Here is a 15,138-nt window from a genome sequence, read left to right as displayed (position 1 = left end):
AACGGCTCACAGTTCCTCAGTTGGTGCTCTCCGTTTCTTGTGGCCAGGTCCGGTTCTAACTTCACCATGCTTGTCAGTCTGAGCCTCGGATCAACTCCTGCCGTTCTTTCAGCAAGGCCACGACAGCATCCGCCATGACGGCGCAGCGGCTGCCCGCAAACGGAAAGATCGTCTCGAAGCCGCCGTGGATCCGATCCGTGATGATCCGCCGCAGGCGATGGCGCGCGCGCATCAGCCGGGTCTTGACGGTCCCGAGCGGCAGTGACAGGTCGCGCGCGATGTCGCGCAGGCTGAGGCCGGAGGCTTCGTGCATCAGAAACACCAGCCGAAGGTCCGGCGGCAGTTCCGCCACCGCCGCTTCGATCAGCGCGCGGGTCTGCATCCGGCCAAGTGCGGCTTCCGTGGGCTCAGCCTCGGTGCCGGGGAACAGCACGACCTCCGCATTGGGAAGTGCAGGATCCTTGATGGTGTCATATTCCTGTTGCTCGCGCGCCTTGCGCAGGCGCATTGCCGCGCAGTTCAGCGTGATGCGGGTGATCCAGGTCGAGAACCGGGCCTCCTCGCGGAAACCGTCCAGATGCGTGAAGGCGGCCAGATAGGCGTCCTGCACCACCTCTTCAGCCTCGGCGTCGCTGGTCATCAGGCCACGGGCAATCCTGAACAGGCGCCCGTTCAGCCGCCGGATCAGTTCGCGCACCGCGGCCTCGTCACGGAGCCGGGCTGCCGCCACCAAGGCAGCCTCGGACAATTGATGCTCGGCGCAGGCAGGTTTCGATTGCGGCTTTGTGCTCATGTCGCTTCTCCGCGCCCTTGCATGACGGATCCCTGTTCAAGAATAGCATGAACTGGGGGAAAGGCGGCTAACGCCACCTCGGGCAGATCGCCGGGTCCGGCTGTGGGGTCCTGCCAGCCGAGCTCCTGACCCGGCCGGCCCACCACGATGCGCGCCACCATGCCCGCATGCTCATGGGGCTGGCAGTAAAGATCATAAACCCCAGGAACGGAGAGCGTGACCTCGAACGTCTCGCCCGGCAAAAGCAGGTCGCTGTCCCAGGGCGTTGCCCGCGCCGGGATGCGCCTTGGCCGATCCAGGATGTCAGGATGATAGGCGGTGGCCGTATGGCTGTTGCCCGGGTCGCGGTTCACGAAGCGGATCGTCGTGCCGGGGCTTACGGCAAGGCCAACCGGCACGAACCAGACCGCCTCGCCGCGCGGACTGCCCTTCATCTCGATCATCAGCGGGAGTGCGGAAATCGCTTGGCGGGACCGCAGGCAGACGGCCCCCAAGAGAGCCGTCCCCCGGGTCAGCAGCGTCCGGCGGTCCATGATCATTCCGCCAGCCGCGCCTTGGCATCCTTGTCGTGATAAAGGACGACATGGACATGGGGCTTTTCCACCCCGGGATGACCGGCGTTATAGTAGATGTCGGTCGTGGTGACGCTGTCGCTGCCAACCGCCAGATCGTTGAAGGCGCCGCCACCCTCCAGATCCTCGATGGGCGTCATGTAGATCGTGGCCGAGAGCTTGCCGTCGTGGTCATAGCCGAGGAACGGACCCGCGGGCAGGGTCGCGGGATCGACATACAGGGTGCCCAGGCCGGGCAGGAACTCTGGCAGGGCGACAAGCTCGCTGACCTTCTGGAACGGCGCGGCAGGGGGTGCCGAGTCAGGGGCCGTCTGCGCGACGACCGAGAAGGGCAGGACGCCGAGCAGCAGGCCAGCGGCAAGAGCGGGGATGGACCGAAGCATGTGAACACCTCTTCATGACAGGCCGGATCTGCCCGGCCATGGTCATTGGATGCGGAATCGAGGAAAAGGTTCGCATGAGAGGGCAGGCAGTCCTGGATTTTTATCCGGATCATTGTGCAGCCTTGATCTGCTGGCGGAGGTTGGCGCAATCTGAAGCAGGAAGGAGCTTCTTATGACCGCCACGACCAGGCTTTTGGACCTGCTTGAAGTCCAGCTTCCGATCCTTCAGGCGCCGATGGCAGGGGTGGCTACGCCCGCAATGGCGGCAGCTGTCTCGAATGCTGGCGCCTTGGGCGCCCTGGGCCTGTGTTCCTCGACCCCGGAGGCAGCAAGGCAGGCCATCGAGGAGGTGCAGCAGCAGACAGCGGCACCGTTCAACGTGAACTTCTTCTGCCACGCAAAGCCACAGCGCGACCCGGCGCTTGAAGCTGCCTGGGTCCGACGGATGGCACCCCTTTTTGCGCGCTTCGAGGCAGAACCGCCGGCCGAGCTTCGCGATATCTACACCAGCTTTCGCGACACGGATGCCTATCTCGATGTCGTGCTCGAACTGCGTCCACGCGTGGTAAGCTTCCATCTGGGTCTGCCCCGGCCTGACCAGATCGAGGCGCTGCGCGACGCAGGGCTGATCCTGATCGGCAGCGCCACATCTGCTGCCGAGGCCAGGGCCGTCGAAGCCGCCGGGTTTCATGCGGTTGTCGCGCAAGGATGGGAGGCTGGGGGCCATCGCGGCATTTTCGATACGGCCGGGCCAGACGCGCGGCTCTCGACAAGCGACCTACTGCAAGTTCTCCTGGCCGAGGTCAGTATTCCGGTCATCGCCGCCGGCGGGATCATGGACGGCCGGGACATGTGCCGGATGCTGGAACGGGGCGCCGCAGCGGCGCAACTGGGCACCGCCTTTATCGGCTGCCCCGAAAGTGCGGCGGACGCTGGCTATCGCGACCGCCTTGCCCTGGGCGGCGACACGGTGATGACACCCGCCATCTCGGGCCGCCCGGCCCGTTGCCTCAGCAACGCGCTGACCCAGTGGACCGAGAATGTCGCCCCGGCCGATATACCAGCCTATCCCTGCGCCTACGACCTGACCAAGGCGCTGACCATCGCTGCCAAGGCAAAGGGTGCCACGGCTTACGCAGCGCAATGGGCGGGTGCGCAGGCTGCACGGGCGCGCGCGCTTCCGGCACGAGAGCTGGTGGAGGCCTTGGACAAGGAGAGGAAGGACATCTCCGTTTCGTAGGACCTCGCAGGATTGCACTGGTCGCTTTCGGGGCTCACGCGGCTGTCGCGCCGATCGCGGCAGGGCGATATCTGCCAGGGTTGAACCATTCAGGTCGGTCAGGAACGCCGCCTCGGCCAATCGCAGGCGCGCCTTCAGGCGGCAGCATCCGGTGATCGTGCATTCACCACCTTCCCGGGGCGAAGCATTCGATAGGCGCCTGTTTTTGTTCCAGCAGGCGAACCAAGGTTCCTAGCCTCGTCTCGGGCGGCAGGGCCAGGACTGCGCCGCCGCCGCTGCCTCGCCGCGTTGTGACGATCCCGGCCTGGGCAAGTCGCTGAAGGATCTTGGCAAGGTGGTTGCAAAAACCCCGAATTCTTCAGCCAGTTCAGCCGTCGAGAGCGCTTGGCCGGGATCGGCGGCCATCCGCATCAGCATTCGCAGGCCGTGATCCGTGATCCGTGATCCGTGAATGAAGTCAGGCACACTGTGCCACATCATTAATAGGTATTTACAATACCTGTTTACCAGCCTAGGCTTGAACTACAGCCCCATTGGGGAAGCGGCATGTCACGCGATGCAACGTCGCAGCCGCATTTATAACCGAACAACATCATGGCTCGCGCGTCGTGAGGCATACGGAACTGCCGTTCGCCGGGCCTAGGTCCCGCGATGGCTCGTCCAGGTCTGGGACGACGCCCGCAAGATCTGTCGCCTAGGGAAAGGGGGCGCGCCTGCTTGGCCAGAATGCATCTAAGGCGGTGCGCAACGGTATTCGGCTGATCGCCAATATGCTGGGAGGGGGAAATGACGACAGATGTCGATATCCGCATCGCCCGCGACTATGACAAGGGCGGACAGGACGACGGCGCCCGCATCCTTGTTGACAGGCTATGGCCCCGTGGCTTGTCTAAAAAGGACCTCGACCTTGACGACTGGATCAAGGACATCGCGCCCAGTGCAGAACTGCGCAAATGGTTCGATCATGATCCCGAAAAATGGGTCGGGTTCCAGAACCGATATTGGGCAGAACTGGCCGATAATCCCGAAGCGATCGAACAGTTGATGACATGGTGCCGCAAGGGCCGTGTCACCTTGCTGTACGGCGCCAAGGATCGCGAACACAACCAGGCTGTCGTTCTGCGCGATTATCTGGCTCAGCAGCTTTCCGGCGGAGCAGATAGAAGATGAGTGCACCAGACTATATCCAACAGGTTTCCTCGGCTGCAGAGCAGCTTGCAGCGGGGAACCGGGAAGATAACGCCACAGGCAGCTTCGCTTCGCCTCCCTGTTTCGCCCACGAGATCGCACCGTCCTATTTTGATCCGCTGGGTGCCGATCCCCAGCAGGCGACCGACGTTGCACGGTGGCGCAAGGCCCGACGCACATCGCTTCTTCAGGACCGGGCCGCGCTGCCGGTTGCCAAGCGCCACGACGCGTCGCTCGCGGTGGCGCGCACGCTGGACCGCCTGTTGGCGGAGCGCCATGGGGATGTTGCTGGTCTGACAGTTTCAGCATGGTGGCCGATCAAGGCAGAACTGAACCTTCGGCATTGGATGGAGGACATGACCGGGCGCGGGGCGACGATCGTTCTGCCGGTCGTGACAAAGCCCGGAACGCCGATGATCTTTCGGACTTGGAGGCCCGGCTGTCGCATGGTGCAGGGATTCTGGAAGATCCCGGTCCCCGCCGAGGGACCCGAACGCATTCCCGATGTGACCCTTGCCCCAGTCGTAGGCTGGGACAATGCGGGGTTCCGGCTTGGCTATGGCGGCGGCTATTTCGACCGGACGCTGGCGGCGCTGCGCCCTCGGCCCTTCCTCATCGGCGTAGGGATACAATCCGCCCGTCTTTCAACGATCTTTCCGCAGCCGCACGATATCGCCATGGACGCCATCGTCACCGAGTTCGGCCTGCAATGTCGGACGAAGCCATGAGCAACCATCTGCCCGAAGGCGCATCACGGGTTTCGTCAGGTTTCGCCCAACTGAAAGCCGTTCGTGTCAGGGTGCCAATCAAAGGAAAAAGCCATGTCACGACCGCAGATGATCCTTGCCGCGGCGCTGACCCTGCTGCCGACCTCGGTCCTTGCCCAAGGAAGTGACGCAGCGGCTGCCGACAGGCCGGCCGAGGCACCGGCAGAAACCGCGCCCGCGCCGTGGCTGACGACGTTGATCACCGAGACCCCGCAACAGGGCTTTGACCTGGCGATCACGCTGGCGCGGCGGGCAGTCAAGACAACCCAGCCTGACGTCGAGGTGCTGAAGACGCAAAGGCCCATCTATGCCGGGGATGCCGACAGCCTGATCGAGGTGTCCGGCGTGGCGGCCGCGTGGTTCGCGACTGTGGCAGCCGCGAATGATTATTGGCGCGAATGAAACGCAGGATCGAGGAGCACCACCATGACCGACATGACCATGCCGAAGGCCAGCAAGGCGCTGGCAGATCGACGTCACGCCCTGGCACCGGAAATCGATGACGCCTTTCTTGCGTTGTCGAAGGCGGTCTTTGCCGAGGGCGCGCTGGACAAGAAGACCAAGCAACTGATCGCGCTTGCGGTGGCCCATGTGACCCAGTGCCCTTGGTGCATCGAGGGCCACGCAAAGGGCGCCAGGCGCGCGGGCGCGACGGACGAACAGATCATGGAAGCGATCTGGGTCGCGGCCGAGATGCGCGCGGGCGCGGCCTATGCCCACGCCAACAAGACGCTGGCCGTGCTGGAGGAGTCCGCCGACCACTGATGGGATCATGGAGGAGGGGGCGAGATGGCCCAGGCAAGCGACGTTCACGCTGACGGCCGCGGGTTCTTCACCCGATGGTTCATGTCGACCAATCACAAGGACATCGGCATTCTCTACCTGTTTACCGCCGGGTTCTTCGGGCTGATCTCGGTCCTCTTCACGGTTTACATGCGGTTAGAGCTGCAACACCCCGGCGTTCAGTACATGTGCATGGAGGGCCTTCGCCTGCTGCCCTCGGCCGAGGACTGCACGCCAAACGGGCATTTGTGGAATGTCCTGATCACCTATCACGGCGTGCTGATGATGTTCTTCGTCGTCATTCCCGCGCTGTTCGGCGGTTTCGGAAACTATTTCCTGCCGCTGCATATCGGCGCACCGGACATGGCGTTTCCGCGGCTGAACAATCTCAGCTACTGGATGTATCTGGCGGGTGCGAGCATGGCGATCCTGTCGCTGCTTTCGCCGGGCGGGAATGGGCAGGCGGGCGCCGGGGTGGGCTGGGTCCTTTACGCTCCCTTGTCAACGACCGAAGGCGGCTATGCCATGGATCTGGCGATCTTCTCGATCCATCTGTCAGGCGCCTCGTCCATCCTGGGCGCGATCAACATCATCACCACCTTCCTGAACATGCGCGCGCCGGGAATGACGCTGTTCAAGGTTCCGCTGTTCGCCTGGTCGGTGTTCGTCACGGCCTGGATGATCCTGCTGTCGCTGCCGGTACTGGCGGGCGCGATCACGATGCTGCTGATGGACCGCAACTTTGCGACGAATTTCTTCAACCCGGCGGGCGGCGGCGATCCTGTCCTTTATCAGCATCTCTTGTGGTTCTTTGGCCATCCCGAGGTGTATATGCTGATCCTACCCGGCTTTGGCATCGTCAGCCACGTCGCCGCCACGTTTTCCCGAAAACCCATATTCGGCTATCTGCCCATGGTCCTTGCCATGATCGCGATTGCGGTCCTCGGCTTCGCGGTCTGGGCCCATCATATGTACACCGTCGGCATGTCGATTACTCAACAGGCCTACTTCCAGATTGCCAGCATGACCATCGCCGTGCCCACGGGCATCAAGGTCTTCAGCTGGATCGCAACGATGTGGGGCGGCTCGGTCGAGTTCAGGACGCCGATGCTGTTCGTCTTCGGCTTCCTGTTCCTCTTCACTGTGGGTGGCGTCACCGGCGTTGTTGTGGCGCAGACGCCGCTCGATCGCGTTTATCACGACACCTACTACGTGGTCGCCCATTTCCACTATGTGATGTCGCTGGGGGCGGTGTTCGCCCTGTTCGCGGGCATCTATTTCTGGATCGGCAAGATGTCGGGCCGCCAGTATCCCGAATGGGCAGGCAAGCTGCACTTCTGGGCGATGTTCATCGGCTCGAACCTGATCTTCTTCCCGCAGCACTTTCTGGGCCGACAAGGAATGCCGCGCCGGTACATCGATTATCCAGATGCCTTCGCAGTCTGGAACTACGTCAGCTCGATCGGTGCTTACCTCGCATTCGCATCGTTTCTCTGGTTCATCGGCGTGGTGTTCTACACGCTTTTCGCAGGACAGCGCGTGACCCAGAACAACTATTGGAACGAATACGCCGACACGCTGGAATGGACGCTGTCATCGCCGCCGCCCGAACATGCGTTCGAACGGCTTCCCCGGCGAGAGGACTGGGACCGTGACTACGCGTTCGCTAGGGAAAACTCCGATCCACTACAACGATAGAAGAGCGGCCTAGCCAGGGTTAGGCGAGATCCGCCGTCGATTGGCCGTGATGACGGAACGGTTGGTGTCAAGTCGACCGAGACCTTTCTACGCACCGACATGCAGGAGTTCCGCGACTTCATCCAACGGGTCCTGACAGTTTATCCGCGTTCAAGTTGATACAAGAAAGCGCCTCGCTGCGGGACATGGCGTTCATCCATCGGAGGAGCGGCTCCAGGCTTGTCTGAAGGACCAGACGATCCGGTTCGGAAGACACACCTTCCCCGTTGGGGCTTGTCAGTCTCCTGCCAAGGACCGATGATCCCTGAAGACACTCGCCACTTTCGGTGGGGCTGAGGCTGAGCGGTAGCATGAGCGAGCCGACGAAACTCGAGACTATAGCAGCATCTTACGGAATTGCATTCGACCGTGAGTTCGGTGCTGTTGCACCGCCGATTTATCTGTCGAGCACCTTCGCCTTTGCCGGATACGAGCACAGCGGGACGCATGAGTATTCCCGCGTTTCCAACCCCAGCCGCGCACTTCTTGCCGAGGCGCTGGCGCGCCTTGAGGGCGGCGCAGGCGCGGTAGTGACGGCGTCGGGAATGGCCGCTATCGATCTGGTGCTGTCTCTCCTGCGCCAGGGCGATCTCGTCCTCGCACCGCGCGACTGCTACGGAGGCACCTACCGGCTCCTCGCCGCGCGGGCAGAGCGCGGCCACTTCGATCTTGCCTTTGTCGATCAGGGCGATGCCGCGGCACTTGAGGAAGCCCTCGGGCGCAGCCCCAGGCTCGTGTTTGTCGAAACGCCAAGCAATCCGCTGATGCGGGTGAGCGATATCCGAGCTATCGCGGACAAGGCCCATGCAGCGGGCGCGCAGGTGGTCGTCGATAACACCTTTCTCTCGCCCGCGCTGCAGAGACCGATCGCTTATGGCGCGGACTTTGTCGTCCACTCAACGACCAAGTACATCAACGGCCATTCCGATGTGGTCGGCGGTGCGGTGATCGCTGCGGCGGCACCTGATGTCGAGCAGCTTTCAGCCTGGGCCAACATTGCCGGTACCGCTGGGGCGCCCTTCGACGCATACCTGACACTGCGTGGCCTGCGCACGCTTTTTGCGCGCCTCGAGCGCCAGCAGGCGAATGCCATGGCTGTAGCGACCTTTCTTGCGGCCCAGCCAGGGGTCGCGGCTGTCCATTATCCCGGGCTTGAGAGCGATCCTGGTCATGCACTGGCGGCCACCCAGCAGCAGGGTTTCGGGGCGATGCTGAGCTTCGAACTCCGCGGAGGCACGGAGGCAGTGCGCCACTTTGTCGAAGCAGTCGAAGTCTTCACTCTCGCCGAGTCGCTCGGCGGCATCGAGAGCCTGGTTGCCCATCCCGCGACCATGACTCATGCAGGCATGGGCTCGGAGGCGCGTCACGCAGCGGGCATCAGCGATAACCTGTTGCGTCTCTCGGTGGGCCTTGAAGCCGAAACCGATCTCATTGCCGACCTCTCCCGCGCGCTTGTTGCTGCCGAACGAGGGGCGGGCGCCAAAAACGGCCCTCGTGGTAATGGAGCAGTTTGACGAGCGGCTACGTCTCGGGCAGTGGACATGCCAACCGGCACGCGTCCTTCTGCTCGCCTGACGCAGGCCAGATTTGGCACTCCCGCACCAGTGGCGAAGCCAGGGCCGGAGTAACCGATATGCAAGCCTGTTTGCCAGTGTGTGGCTGGAGCAGCTTCTATCCGGGGCGTTGTATTGTAAGATAAATGCGGTCGGCGAAGGCGGGCTTACAGATGCCATCACGCCAAGCCTTACCAAGCCAAATGCATCCTGAAATATAGCATATTGCTAACGCCCCTGCAGGCTTCAATACTACATTTTGGTGCGGGACGAGGCCACGGACCCTCATCCATACGCTGCTGCATGAGGACAGCAAGGAGCGCGCAGCAGGTTATCGGTGACAGTTCAGGCACGTGGCCAGACTGCGGTCAAGCGACCTTGCTCCTTTCAGACGACAAACAGATGACGAAAGGCATTCGGCATCCGGGCGACATCCGAAAGACGACACCTGTCCAGAACAGCAAGGAAAGCCTCTCTCGCCTCTGAAAAGACGGCGGGCAGGCCGCAGTCCTCGGCAACCCGGCAGGTGCTGCAATCGACCATGCCGCTGTCACCTTCGGTATGCCGAACGACTTGACCGATGGTGATCTCGGTCGCCGGTCGCGCCAGTTGCAGTCCGCCGTGACGACCTCTGGTGGTCCGGATGAAGCCGGAGGCCGCCAGATCCTGGACGATCTTCATCAAGTGGTTCTGAGAGATATCATGCGCTTCGGCAATCTGTCGGATCGACACCAGACCGCCGTCGCGGGCCGCGAGGAAGATCAGCGTGCGCAGGGCATAGTCGGTGTAGCGGGTCAGCTTCATTTTTCTAAAATAGAGACATTCCATGTACATGTATAGCTCTGTATAGATGGATATGAAATGCATGTTAGGAGAGACTCATGCCCCGGTCCCTGTCGGAACAGACCATTGCCGTCGTTAAGGCCACGGTGCCTGCGCTGGAACAGCACGGTCTGGCGATCACGGAAACCATGTATCGCCGCCTGTTTCGCAACCAGGACATTGCAGCCCTGTTCAACCACGCGAACCAGAAGACGGGGACGCAGCGTCTGGCCTTGGCTCAAGCCGTGTTGGCTTATGCCCGCAACATCGAAAACCTAAGCGTTCTTGGCGGAGCGGTGGAGCGGATCGCCCAGAAGCATATCGGCTACGCCATCCTGCCAGAGCATTATCCATTCGTCGCCGAAGCGCTTTTGGGTGCCATCGCGGAAGTTCTGGGAGAGGCGGCCACAGAAGAGATCCTGCAGGCCTGGGGCGAGGCCTACTGGTTCCTGGCCGACCTGCTGATCGAGCGCGAGACAGCGATCCGTGACGCGATCGAGGCGCAGCCGGGCGGCTGGACCAACTGGCGACGCTTCCGTGTGGCTGACAAGCGCAGCGAGGCGGAAGACATCGTGTCCTTTGTGTTGCGTCCGCTAGACGGACGTTCCGTCATCGCGCACCGCCCGGGGCAGTACCTGACCCTGCGTTTCGATGAAGCCGGACTGGCCGGAGTCAAGCGCAACTACTCGATTTCAAGCGCGCCAAACGCGGACTTCTACCGGATCACCGTCAAGCGCGAGCCGAACGGCGAGGCTTCAGGCTTTCTGCACGATCAGGTCGAGGTCGGCGCGGTCATCGAGGCCACACCACCGGCAGGCGACTTCTATCTGTCCGACACGCCGCAGCGCCCGCTGCTCTTGCTGTCGGGCGGGGTAGGGCTGACCCCCATCGTCAGCATGCTGGAGGTTCTTGCCGAGCAGCATCACGACGTGCCTGTCTTCTATGTCCACGGCACAAGCAGCCCGGCGCATCATGCCCTTGACGCCCAGGTCCGCAAAGCCGCAGCCCGACATGGCAATGTTCTGGTCGAAACGTTTTACGAAAGCGGGGCGGGCGAAACAGCCAATCCCGGCCGGATCACCCTGGACTGGCTGCAGGGAAACACCCCTCTGGCCGAGGCGGATGTTTATCTTTGCGGCCCGCGCCCCTTCCTGCGCCACTTTGTCGGCAGCTTGCGTGATGCCGGCATCCCCGCCGATCGCATCCACTACGAGTTCTTCGGTCCCACCGACGAACAACTTGCCGCCTGAAGAAAGGGATGGTGCCATGGATCTCGGCTCAAAGATAAAGGTCGGCTTTGACCAAGGTCGTCCCGTCATCGAAGCGGCCGAGATCGCACGGCTGCTGGAGCTTGATGTTCCCGATTTCCAAGACCTCATGCGGTCTGGGAGCATCAAGAGCACGATTGAGCAAGGCGAAGGGGACGACGCAGGCAAGTTCCGTCTGACGTTTCAGTCGCCTCGGTGGCGGGTCCGCTTGACCTGCAAGGACGATGGGGAAGTGATGACCTTGACCCGTGTGCGGCTGACAGCACCACCGTCAGCGGCATAGGCCCGGGCGTAGGCAGGCACAGTGTTCGTGCCGGACATCTGCCTGTCCGTTTCCGGGAGTATTACGCAATAAGACCATCAGCCCGCAGGGCCTGTGGAAGAGGCAAGCGCTTGCCCTCTCATATATGAACCATACTGCCTAGGCCAGCCAACCTCCATCCGCGTCATTACCGGTTTCCGCCAGCAATGCCGGATAGTCGACAACCGTGACACCCCGCTTCCCATCGGGATCCACAACACTGTCATCTTTGAAAGCCGAGAACTGGCGGCTGACGGTTTCCAGGGAGAGACCCAGGAAGTCTCCGATCTCCGCCCGCGTATAAGGCAGATCCAGGTATATCTGTTTCTTCATCAGGGAAGGATCCTGAGTAACCTTCTCGCGGGCGAAGATGATCAGGAAGGAGGCGACCTTTTCGCGGGCAGTCTTTCTGCCCAGAAGCAGCATCCAGTCCCGCGCCGCATCAAGTTCGTTGGAGGACTGCTCCAGAAGCCCCTGCCCAAGTTCTGGTATCTTGCGCAGCAACCTCTCGAAGGGTTTGCGGCGGAAACCGCACATGACTACAGAAGTAGAGGCTACGGCATTGTAAGACGACTTGGCACGATAAGGATGGCCAAGAAAATTCCCCGGGCGCAGCATCGCAACCATCTGGATTCTACCGTCCGGCATGATCTTCGTCAGGGACACTGTTCCGGTGAGAACGGTGCCGACGAAATCCGGCACCTCGCCGTCCATGACGATGGTCTGCCTCGGCTCAAACGACCGAAAAAAGCGCATAGCTTCGATCTGACGCAGTTCCTCGGGTCTGCAATAGGCACAGATGGAGTGGTCCCGCGTCCGGCAGGCAAGACAGGACGCTTGAGGATGACATCCTACGATGAGGTCAAGTGTTGTTACCATGACGAGAAGCCTAACCATGCCTTGCAACCAGTGACCACAGCTGACGGCGTTTTTACCAGAACCCGTCAATACCGGCAAAATGTTGCCGGTGGACCCATCCGCCCAGGACCATGGTTGTGGCGACCAGCAGTCAGAAACGAGCGCCAGGGGTTTTCCGATAGATCGTGCCGATGTCCCATTTTGCATTCTTTCCTGAGGGCGTCATTGCAAGGGCGCCAGCGGGCGAGGCGATGCCTTGCAGGCGCGGTCAGGGTTGAATGGGATGGCCGAGAGAGGGCAGCGTTCGCCTTCTGCTTGCTGATCGGAAATGACGTGCCCCGGCACGGGGACCGGGGCAGCGCGCAAATCAGTTCTTCGGTATCTCGCCGGCAGCGGCACGCGTGCCAAGTTCGAGCTGCCGCATGCCGCGTTCGATCATCGCGGGATCCCACATGTTCGGCATCGCCGGCTGCGCCTGCGTCGCCATGTATCCGCTTTCGGCGGGTTCTCCGGCTTGGGGAGCGTTGCTGGACGTGGATTGGCTTTCAGTGCCGCTTCCGCTGCCCGTTGAACCCGCCTGAGCTTCTGACGCCCCCGAGGACCCTGATGGCCCGGGAAGAGGCGCGGCAAGCGCAAGCAGTTCTCCCGAAGGCCCGGCGATCATGTAGATCAGGGTGTCTGTCGCGGAGGTTCCCTTCAGGACACTGCTGCCCTTTACATCCTCGACGTTGCGCACCCCCGCCTTTTCGGCCTGGCTCTTTGCAGCCTCGCTGCCCACTGCGTGCGTCGAGGTGCTGTCTTGCGACTGCTGCGCCCACAATGGGCCAGCCGCCAAGGGAAGGCTGAAAGCCGCCGCAGCAGCCAGGCTGCCTATCTTCCGGTTCATCGTTGTCATGGTGATCTCCTCCGAGTGAATTGGTCGGTTCCGCCAGCCAAGTGCCGGCTCTTGCAGTTCTCTCCTTGAACAATCCTCTGCTGGGGACATTCGACTGCAGTCAGGCTGCGGACCAGGAGTCCCGGACATCCTTGTGAAGCCTTCGGGGTGTTGCCGTGTTCTGAAACCGAGCTTGCCGGTCAAGCAGAGAGGGCCTCCGAGACCCTCTCTGCGCGGAGCGCTCAGACGTCCCAGAAGCCGCCGTCGCCCATGTCGTCGCCGATATCAGCGAGCTCCGGCTCTTCGATAAAGCCGGTGCCATCGGCGTCATACCGATCGAAGATCCCTTGGGTGAGCTCGTCTTCGCTGATCCCACCATCGGCTGTCGTGTCGAACTCTGTGAACGTACCCCATGTCTGGAAGCCGGTCTGGAATTCATTGCCGAGAATGACGCCGTCACCATCAACATCCCAAGCCTCGAAGCTGGCTCCTTCCTCAACCGGTTCTTCGCCCTCAGGGACAGCGTTACTGGCGACTGTCTCAGTATCCGCGACCTCCTCGCCGGCGCCGACTTCTGCCTCCTCCCCAGCCTCGACCACTTGCTCACCGTGGAAGCGCCAAAAGCCCTCGTCGCCGAAATCACGTTCGAAAGCGCCGTATTCTGTTACTTCAACAGCCTCCGTCGAGTCGGTATCATACCGGCTGTAGATCCCACTGCCGAACTCCTCTTCGGACAGCACGCCATCGCCATCATCATCCCAGTCGGCAAAGTTGACCCGCTCACGGAAGCCCTCGCGGAACTCCTCGACACTCAGCAGGCCGTCGGTGTCGGCGTCCCAGGCCTCCTCTTCCCAGACGGACTGGGCCAAGGCTGGCGCGGTGCATAGAAACAAGGCCAGCAAGCCGGCTCCGGGCAGTTTCTTGTAGTTCAGCATGATCTTTCCTCCAAATTGGCTGAGCGGCGGTTTCAGTTGCCGGTAGTGGTCTCAGCACCTCCGGCCCCTTTTTCCGATGCGCCGGGGGCGGTCGGGGCACCGCCTGTCTGGCTATCGCCGCCGGCCTGATCCGTTTTTGCTTGGGTCTGGTCAGTCGTGCTGGCAGGGTCCATGGCTGCGCCCTGTTGTGGCTGGCCTGTCGTGGCGGCAGCGCCATCGGCGTCCTGGTCACCAGTTGCTTGTTGCCCGGAGCGCGGCTTTCCGTCTGGCCCATAGAAGGTGATGTCCGCCCCGGTCAGAAGAGAGGTTTCGATCTCCTCGACAGCTTGGCGGCGAAGACCTTCCTCGAGCTGTGGGCGCAACTGCTCCAGCGGCGGCACCTCATTGGTGGAAACCGCCTGCAGCGCCGCATACGCCTGCTCCACATTATCCGGCGTTACACGGCTCTCAAGTTCTCGTTGCAGCCAAACCTGCACGAGCGCGTGTTTCTCGGCTGCCTGCGTGGCCTTTGAGACCAGCGACTGGACCTCGGGATCCTGAGCCAGGTTTTGAGAGCGTGCTTTTTGCACGATCGCTTCACGCAGAAGCAACTGCTGGAGTACGAGAGACGCCACGATCTCGGGCGGGTGGGCGGTAAGCGGCGGAGGAAGTGCGCCGATTGCTGTCAGCACATCGGAATTGCGGATCTCCACGCCGCCAATGGTTGCAAGCAGTCCATCGGTAACAGCGCCCGAAGACGACTGCCCATCAGCACCTTGCGCTGATTCCAAAGGCTGCGCCTGCTCGGCGCCCGTGTCTCCTTGAGCTTTGGGATCTGGGGTATCTTGAGCCAGAACAGCGCCTGCCCAGAGAGGAAGGCTGAGCAGTGCGACGGCGGCGGAATTCATCAATCTTGTCTGTGCGCAAACGGCAGCGAAAGCCATTTCCATCTCCTTTCGGTTTTGGTTTGCAAAACGTGCGGTCTGCCCACAAGAGAGCTGAAGCCGCACCGGTAGAGTGGTCGCGGAACCAAGGTAGGCGATGTTTGGACGCTGAATTCGCTATGTGTTTGTCGAGGCTGTGAC

General features: G+C 61.9%; 18 protein-coding genes. 9 read left to right on the top strand and 9 right to left on the bottom strand.

Annotated features, from left to right (window positions below; translation table 11 throughout):
- Positions 1–73 precede the first annotated feature (73 nt).
- Genes IEX25_RS15165 through IEX25_RS15155 form a run of 3 tightly spaced genes read right to left on the bottom strand, consistent with a single transcriptional unit; the run spans position 74 to position 1,748 of the window.
- Complete coding sequence (locus IEX25_RS15165) at positions 74–793, bottom strand: RNA polymerase sigma factor (protein WP_188716055.1); 720 nt, start codon at positions 791–793, stop codon at positions 74–76.
- Positions 790–1,326 carry a cupredoxin domain-containing protein gene (locus IEX25_RS15160; RefSeq protein WP_229665285.1) on the bottom strand — a complete coding sequence of 179 codons (537 nt, stop codon included), beginning with the start codon at positions 1,324–1,326 and terminating at the stop codon, positions 790–792. The genes IEX25_RS15165 and IEX25_RS15160 overlap by 4 nt, the downstream gene beginning before the upstream one ends.
- 2 nt (positions 1,327–1,328) lie before the next feature.
- A complete protein-coding gene (locus IEX25_RS15155) occupies positions 1,329–1,748 on the bottom strand; it encodes a hypothetical protein (protein WP_188716052.1) in 420 nt (139 codons plus the stop codon).
- 172 nt (positions 1,749–1,920) lie between these two features.
- Here IEX25_RS15155 and IEX25_RS15150 point away from each other — a divergent pair, with 172 nt between their 5' ends.
- A complete protein-coding gene (locus IEX25_RS15150; protein ID WP_188716050.1) occupies positions 1,921–2,988 on the top strand; it encodes an NAD(P)H-dependent flavin oxidoreductase in 1,068 nt (355 codons plus the stop codon).
- Between the two features lie 163 nt (positions 2,989–3,151).
- Here the strand turns inward: IEX25_RS15150 and IEX25_RS20565 are convergent, their stop codons facing one another.
- Entirely contained in the window at positions 3,152–3,286 is a 135-nt protein-coding gene (locus tag IEX25_RS20565) for a hypothetical protein (protein ID WP_370463875.1), read from the bottom strand.
- A gap of 488 nt (positions 3,287–3,774) precedes the next feature.
- Here IEX25_RS20565 and IEX25_RS15140 point away from each other — a divergent pair, with 488 nt between their 5' ends.
- The 6 genes from IEX25_RS15140 (at position 3,775) to metB (ending at position 8,977) form a co-directional block, all read left to right on the top strand.
- Positions 3,775–4,158, top strand: a complete 384-nt coding sequence (locus IEX25_RS15140; protein ID WP_188716048.1) for a DUF488 domain-containing protein — start codon at positions 3,775–3,777, stop codon at positions 4,156–4,158.
- Positions 4,155–4,904 (top strand): 5-formyltetrahydrofolate cyclo-ligase, encoded by a 750-nt coding sequence (locus IEX25_RS15135; protein WP_188716046.1) that lies wholly within the window; start codon positions 4,155–4,157, stop codon positions 4,902–4,904. The genes IEX25_RS15140 and IEX25_RS15135 overlap by 4 nt, the downstream gene beginning before the upstream one ends.
- A gap of 93 nt (positions 4,905–4,997) precedes the next feature.
- Positions 4,998–5,345, top strand: a complete 348-nt coding sequence (locus tag IEX25_RS15130; RefSeq protein ID WP_188716044.1) for a hexameric tyrosine-coordinated heme protein — start codon at positions 4,998–5,000, stop codon at positions 5,343–5,345.
- Positions 5,346–5,369: 24 nt separating this feature from the next.
- On the top strand, positions 5,370–5,708 hold the full coding sequence (locus tag IEX25_RS15125; protein ID WP_188716042.1) for a carboxymuconolactone decarboxylase family protein: 339 nt from the start codon (positions 5,370–5,372) through the stop codon (positions 5,706–5,708).
- A gap of 24 nt (positions 5,709–5,732) precedes the next feature.
- Entirely contained in the window at positions 5,733–7,424 is a 1,692-nt protein-coding gene (locus tag IEX25_RS15120) for a cytochrome c oxidase subunit I (protein ID WP_188716040.1), read from the top strand.
- Positions 7,425–7,774: 350 nt separating this feature from the next.
- Positions 7,775–8,977: a cystathionine gamma-synthase gene (metB, locus tag IEX25_RS15115; RefSeq protein ID WP_188716038.1), complete on the top strand. Its 1,203-nt coding sequence runs from the start codon at positions 7,775–7,777 to the stop codon at positions 8,975–8,977.
- Between the two features lie 426 nt (positions 8,978–9,403).
- Here the strand turns inward: metB and IEX25_RS15110 are convergent, their stop codons facing one another.
- Positions 9,404–9,820: an RrF2 family transcriptional regulator gene (locus IEX25_RS15110; protein ID WP_188716036.1), complete on the bottom strand. Its 417-nt coding sequence runs from the start codon at positions 9,818–9,820 to the stop codon at positions 9,404–9,406.
- A 77-nt stretch (positions 9,821–9,897) separates the two neighbouring features.
- Between IEX25_RS15110 and hmpA the strand changes: the two genes are divergently transcribed.
- The gene (gene hmpA / locus IEX25_RS15105) at positions 9,898–11,088 is read left to right on the top strand and encodes an NO-inducible flavohemoprotein (protein WP_188716033.1); all 1,191 of its coding nucleotides are present in this window, start codon (positions 9,898–9,900) and stop codon (positions 11,086–11,088) included.
- A gap of 16 nt (positions 11,089–11,104) precedes the next feature.
- Positions 11,105–11,389 (top strand): DUF6522 family protein, encoded by a 285-nt coding sequence (locus IEX25_RS15100; RefSeq protein ID WP_188716031.1) that lies wholly within the window; start codon positions 11,105–11,107, stop codon positions 11,387–11,389.
- Between the two features lie 138 nt (positions 11,390–11,527).
- On the opposite strand, the gene IEX25_RS15095 is transcribed toward IEX25_RS15100, so the two are convergent.
- The 4 genes from IEX25_RS15095 to IEX25_RS15080 form a co-directional block, all read right to left on the bottom strand.
- A complete protein-coding gene (locus IEX25_RS15095; protein ID WP_370463874.1) occupies positions 11,528–12,286 on the bottom strand; it encodes a Crp/Fnr family transcriptional regulator in 759 nt (252 codons plus the stop codon).
- Positions 12,287–12,632: 346 nt separating this feature from the next.
- Complete coding sequence (locus IEX25_RS15090) at positions 12,633–13,160, bottom strand: hypothetical protein (protein ID WP_188716027.1); 528 nt, start codon at positions 13,158–13,160, stop codon at positions 12,633–12,635.
- Positions 13,161–13,381: 221 nt separating this feature from the next.
- Positions 13,382–14,074 (bottom strand): hypothetical protein, encoded by a 693-nt coding sequence (locus IEX25_RS15085; protein ID WP_188716024.1) that lies wholly within the window; start codon positions 14,072–14,074, stop codon positions 13,382–13,384.
- Positions 14,075–14,106: 32 nt separating this feature from the next.
- Positions 14,107–15,003 carry a hypothetical protein gene (locus IEX25_RS15080; RefSeq protein WP_188716022.1) on the bottom strand — a complete coding sequence of 299 codons (897 nt, stop codon included), beginning with the start codon at positions 15,001–15,003 and terminating at the stop codon, positions 14,107–14,109.
- Positions 15,004–15,138 lie beyond the last annotated feature (135 nt).

Origin of the sequence: Paracoccus acridae (assembly GCF_014642735.1) — a bacterium.
In the GTDB taxonomy this organism is placed as follows: Bacteria; Pseudomonadota; Alphaproteobacteria; order Rhodobacterales; family Rhodobacteraceae; genus Paracoccus; species Paracoccus acridae.
This window is presented reverse-complemented; position numbering and strand designations above follow the sequence as displayed.